Source organism: Rubrilithobacter danxiaensis (assembly GCF_047272945.1).
GTDB lineage: Bacteria > Bacteroidota > Bacteroidia > Sphingobacteriales > Sphingobacteriaceae > Rubrolithibacter > Rubrolithibacter danxiaensis.
On sequence record NZ_JBKOPS010000026.1, the window covers coordinates 1 to 5,657 of the forward strand.

At 48.3% G+C, this 5,657-nt stretch carries 2 tRNA genes and 3 rRNA genes; all 5 read left to right on the forward strand.

Annotation, left to right across the window (positions count from 1 at the left end):
- The first annotated feature begins 375 nt into the window (after positions 1-375).
- Positions 376-1,897: ribosomal RNA gene (locus ACLCDL_RS17755) — 16S ribosomal RNA — on the forward strand.
- Positions 1,898-2,016: 119 nt separating this feature from the next.
- Positions 2,017-2,091 (forward strand) — tRNA-Ile (locus ACLCDL_RS17760).
- A 97-nt stretch (positions 2,092-2,188) separates the two neighbouring features.
- Positions 2,189-2,262, forward strand: a tRNA-Ala gene (locus tag ACLCDL_RS17765).
- A gap of 259 nt (positions 2,263-2,521) precedes the next feature.
- Positions 2,522-5,390, forward strand: a 23S ribosomal RNA gene (locus ACLCDL_RS17770).
- Between the two features lie 149 nt (positions 5,391-5,539).
- Positions 5,540-5,651 (forward strand): 5S ribosomal RNA (gene rrf / locus ACLCDL_RS17775).
- Together the 16S, 23S and 5S rRNA genes with 2 tRNA genes alongside form the textbook arrangement of a ribosomal RNA operon.
- Positions 5,652-5,657: the final 6 nt, after the last annotated feature.

Consider the following 5,657-nt stretch of genomic DNA (forward strand, 5'->3'; position numbering starts at 1 on the left):
AAGAGAAAAGGTTTTGGGTCTTCAAAAAAAAGTTAAAATAAATTTTGGAGAATAGAATAAAGTTTCTACCTTTGCAGTCCCAAACGAAAGGGAGCTACGGACTGAAAGTCAAAAGCGGAAAGCGGTAGCAAAAAAGACGAGTAAACGCAAGGTTGAAAGTTTAAAAAAACAAGCAGATTTATACTTCGACGATAAGAGTAGGAGTTTAGATATAGAAGCCGAACCGGGATGGGGAGGCGCAGAAGTTCTTTAAAGAAATGTCATGTAGCGTAACGAGAAAGATCTCGTTATGATTTTAACAAGATAAAGTCAATTCATACAAATAGTATTAACGATTCTATTTGAGAAAATAGGGTCAAGAACAAACTTAACATTACAATGGAGAGTTTGATCCTGGCTCAGGATGAACGCTAGCGGCAGGCCTAATACATGCAAGTCGAACGAGATTGGAGAGCTTGCTCTTCATGACAGTGGCGCACGGGTGCGTAACGCGTATGCAACCTACCTTAATCAGGGGAATAACCCGGCGAAAGTCGGACTAATACCGCATAAAATAATGCTATGGCATCGTAGTATTATCAAACATTTATGGGATTAAGATGGGCATGCGTGACATTAGCTAGTTGGTGAGGTAACGGCTCACCAAGGCGACGATGTCTAGGGGATCTGAGAGGATGACCCCCCACACTGGTACTGAGACACGGACCAGACTCCTACGGGAGGCAGCAGTAAGGAATATTGGTCAATGGAGGCAACTCTGAACCAGCCATGCCGCGTGCAGGAAGACGGCCCTATGGGTTGTAAACTGCTTTTGTACCGGAATAAACCCCTTTACGTGTAAAGGGCTGAATGTACGGTAAGAATAAGGATCGGCTAACTCCGTGCCAGCAGCCGCGGTAATACGGAGGATCCAAGCGTTATCCGGATTTATTGGGTTTAAAGGGTGCGTAGGCGGCTTTTTAAGTCAGGGGTGAAAGACGGTGGCTCAACCATCGCAGTGCCTTTGATACTGAAGAGCTTGAATGAACTTGAGGTAGGCGGAATGTGACAAGTAGCGGTGAAATGCATAGATATGTCACAGAACACCAATTGCGAAGGCAGCTTACTAAAGTTTAATTGACGCTGAGGCACGAAAGCGTGGGGATCAAACAGGATTAGATACCCTGGTAGTCCACGCCCTAAACGATGAATACTCGATGTTAGCGATATACAGTTAGCGTCTAAGCGAAAGCGTTAAGTATTCCACCTGGGGAGTACGCCCGCAAGGGTGAAACTCAAAGGAATTGACGGGGGCCCGCACAAGCGGAGGAGCATGTGGTTTAATTCGATGATACGCGAGGAACCTTACCCGGGCTTGAAAGTTAGTGAAGTATCCAGAGATGGATGCGTCCTTCGGGACACGAAACTAGGTGCTGCATGGCTGTCGTCAGCTCGTGCCGTGAGGTGTTGGGTTAAGTCCCGCAACGAGCGCAACCCCTGTGAATAGTTGCCAGCATGTAAAGGTGGGGACTCTATTCAGACTGCCTGTGCAAACAGAGAGGAAGGAGGGGACGACGTCAAGTCATCATGGCCCTTACGTCCGGGGCTACACACGTGCTACAATGGATGGTACAGAGGGCAGCTACCTGGTAACAGGATGCCAATCTCAAAAAGCCATTCACAGTTCGGATTGAGGTCTGCAACTCGACCTCATGAAGTTGGATTCGCTAGTAATCGCGTATCAGCAATGACGCGGTGAATACGTTCCCGGGCCTTGTACACACCGCCCGTCAAGCCATGGAAGCTGGGGGTACCTGAAGTCGGTAACCGCAAGGAGCCGCCTAGGGTAAAACCGGTAACTGGGGCTAAGTCGTAACAAGGTAGCCGTACCGGAAGGTGCGGCTGGAATACCTCCTTTCTAGAGTGTGTGGATTGACGCTCGTTACGTTACAGATATTTTCTTTATAAAAAAACAACCCGAAAAGATAAGCCAATCAGTGGCACTGCCGACCGAGAGGCGTGATTGAATCAAAAGACAGTCCCGTAGCTCAGTTTGGTTAGAGCACTACACTGATAATGTAGGGGTCAGCAGTTCAAATCTGCTCGGGACTACAAGGCGAGTTGAAAGTTGAAGGTAGTACGTTATCAGTCTAAGCCAGTGGCAACAGACTTATAACCTGCAACTTAGAACGTACAACTTAAATCTTACGGGGAATTAGCTCAGCTGGCTAGAGCACCTGCCTTGCACGCAGGGGGTCAACGGTTCGAATCCGTTATTCTCCACGCTTCGAGTTACAAGTAGTAGTTAAAAGTTAAAGGTAGCAATACTTAGAACTTACAACCTTCAACTTACAACTTGAAAAAGTTCTTTGACATATTGGAAGAAGTAATTGAAAGAGAAGACAACAGTAGAGACGTTGTTTTTGAGTTGAAAGTTACGAGTTGAAAGTTGAAGGTACTTGTACCTGCAACCAATAACGTGTAATACAGCTTGAATCAACACTCAAAAGCATACCTTGCCGAGCAAAAGCGGCAAGCGTAGAAGAAAGTAAGAAAGGGCACACGGGGGATGCCTTGGCTCTCAGAGGCGATGAAGGACGTGATAAGCTGCGATAAGCTGCGGGGATTCGCAAATAGGACGTGATCCGCAGATTTCCGAATGGGGAAACCTAATATACTGAAGGTATATTGCAAAAGCGCAAACCTGCCGAACTGAAACATCTAAGTAAGCAGAGGAAGAGAAAATAATAATGATTTCCTGAGTAGTGGCGAGCGAAAGGGAAAGAGCCCAAACCAGCTATGTTACGGCATAACTGGGGTTGTAGGACCACAACATGACTACTAAAGTGAATTGGAACGGGGTGGGAAACCCGGCCATAGAGCATGATAGCTGCGTACAAGTAAGCAATAGTAGGCTAGTGGTATCCTGAGTACTGCGAGGTTGGAGACGCCTTGTGGGAATCTGCCGGCACCATCCGGTAAGGCTAAATACTCCTGAGAGACCGATAGTGAACCAGTACCGTGAGGGAAAGGTGAAAAGAACCCCGAACAGGGGAGTGAAATAGAACCTGAAACCGTGTGCTTACAAGCGGTCGGAGCAGCGTAAGCTGTGACGGCGTGCCTTTTGCATAATGAGCCTACGAGTTACTCTTCCCTGGCAAGGTTAAGGTGTTCAGCACTGAAGCCGAAGCGAAAGCGAGTCTGAATAGGGCGCATAGTCAGGGGAGGTAGACGCGAAACCTTGTGATCTACCCATGACCAGGTTGAAGGTGCCGTAACAGGTACTGGAGGACCGAACCGATAAGCGTTGAAAAGCTTCCGGATGAGTTGTGGGTAGGGGTGAAAGGCCAATCAAACTGGGAAATAGCTCGTACTCCCCGAAATGTTTTTAGGAACAGCGTGGATATTAAGTTTTATAGAGGTAGAGCTACTAATTGGGTGCGGGGGAGTCAAATCCTACCAAATCCAGATAAACTCCGAATGCTATAAAATATGATCTGCAGTGAGGCGCGGGGTGCTAAGGTCACGCGCCGAGAGGGAAAGAACCCAGACCATCAGCTAAGGTCCCTAAATTACCGCTAAGTTGAACTAACGAGGTCCGATTGCATAGACAGCTAGGATGTTGGCTTGGAAGCAGCCATTCATTTAAAGAGTGCGTAACAGCTCACTAGTCGAGCGATCGGGCATGGATAATAAACGGGCATCAAGTGGTATACCGAAGCTATGGGATATGTAAATATCGGTAGGGGAGCATTCTATCGTCAGTGAAGCTGTCTGGTAATGGATGGTGGAGATTATAGAAAAGCAAATGTAGGCATAAGTAACGATAAGGCGGGAGAGAAACCCGCCCACCGAAAGACTAAGGTTTCCTGATCAACGCTAATCGGATCAGGGTTAGTCGGGGCCTAAGGTGTAGCCGGGTGGCGAAGCCGATGGACAACTGGTTAATATTCCAGTACTTTTTATAACTGCGATGTGGTGACGGAGTAGTGACACTGCCGCCAGCTGACGGAATAGCTGGTTAAAAGGCGTAGGTATAGGTTCGGTAGGAAAATCCGCTGAATTTGCTGAAACCCAATAGTACCGCAAACCTTCGGGGGCGCGGATAGAGCAGGTAAACAGACTTCCAAGAAAACCCGCTAAGCTTCAGGTTATAAAAACCCGTACCGTAAACCGACACAGGTAGTCGAGGAGAGAATCCTAAGGTGCTCGAGTGAATCATGGCTAAGGAACTCGGCAAAATGGCCCTGTAACTTCGGGAGAAGGGGCGCTGGAGCGATCCAGCCGCAGTGAAAAGGCCCAGGCGACTGTTTAACAAAAACACATGGCTTTGCAAAATCGAAAGATGAGGTATAAGGCCTGACACCTGCCCGGTGCTGGAAGGTTAAGAGGGGATGTTAGTCGCAAGGCGAAGCATTGAATCGAAGCCCCAGTAAACGGCGGCCGTAACTATAACGGTCCTAAGGTAGCGAAATTCCTTGTCGGGTAAGTTCCGACCTGCACGAATGGTGTAACGATCTGGGCGCTGTCTCAGCCATGAGCTCGGTGAAATTGTGGTATCGGTGAAGACGCCGGTTACCCGCAACGGGACGGAAAGACCCCATGCACCTTCACTACAACTTAACATTGATATTGGATACAGGATGTGTAGGATAGGTGGGAGATAGTGAAGCGGCTTCGCCAGGAGTCGTGGAATCAACCTTGAAATACCACCCTTTCTGTATTCGGTGTCTAACCCGGCCAAGTCGGGGACATTGTTTGGTGGGTAGTTTGACTGGGGTGGTCGCCTCCAAAAAGGTAACGGAGGCTTTCAAAGGTAAGCTCAGTACGCTTGGTAACCGTACGTGGAGTGCAATAGCATAAGCTTGCTTGACTGTGAGGCAGACAAGCCGAGCAGGGTCGAAAGACGGATATAGTGATCCGGTGGTTCTGCATGGAAGGGCCATCGCTCAAAGGATAAAAGGTACGCTGGGGATAACAGGCTGATCTCCCCCAAGAGCTCATATCGACGGGGAGGTTTGGCACCTCGATGTCGGCTCGTCACATCCTGGGGCTGGAGAAGGTCCCAAGGGTTCGGCTGTTCGCCGATTAAAGTGGCACGCGAGCTGGGTTCAGAACGTCGCGAGACAGTTCGGTCCCTATCTGTTGTGGGCGCAGGAAGTTTGAGTGGGGCTGACCTTAGTACGAGAGGACCGGGTTGGACAAACCGCTAGTGAATCTGTTATGGCGCCAGCTGTACTGCAGAGTAGCTATGTTTGGAATAGATAAGCGCTGAAAGCATCTAAGTGCGAAACTAGCCACAAGATGAGACTTCCATTGAGGGTCGTTGAAGACTACAACGTTGATAGGCTACAGATGTAAAGGTGGCGACACCAAAGTCGAGTAGTACTAATTACCCGAAGCTTTCTCAATAGCAGATACACACCGTTGTCTTCTCACTTCAATCACTTCTTTCAATAATATGTCATTGTTGATCAGTTCTAAGTAATACGTTATAAGTTATAAGTCGAAAGACAAGAACTTACAACTCCAGGCTTACAACTTACAACTCTAAAAATCTTCAGGTGCCTATATCGGCGGTGTCCACCTCTTCCCATTCCGAACAGAGAAGTTAAGCCCGCCAGAGCCGATGGTACTGCGGTAACACGTGGGAGAGTAGGTCGGTGCCAAATTTTACT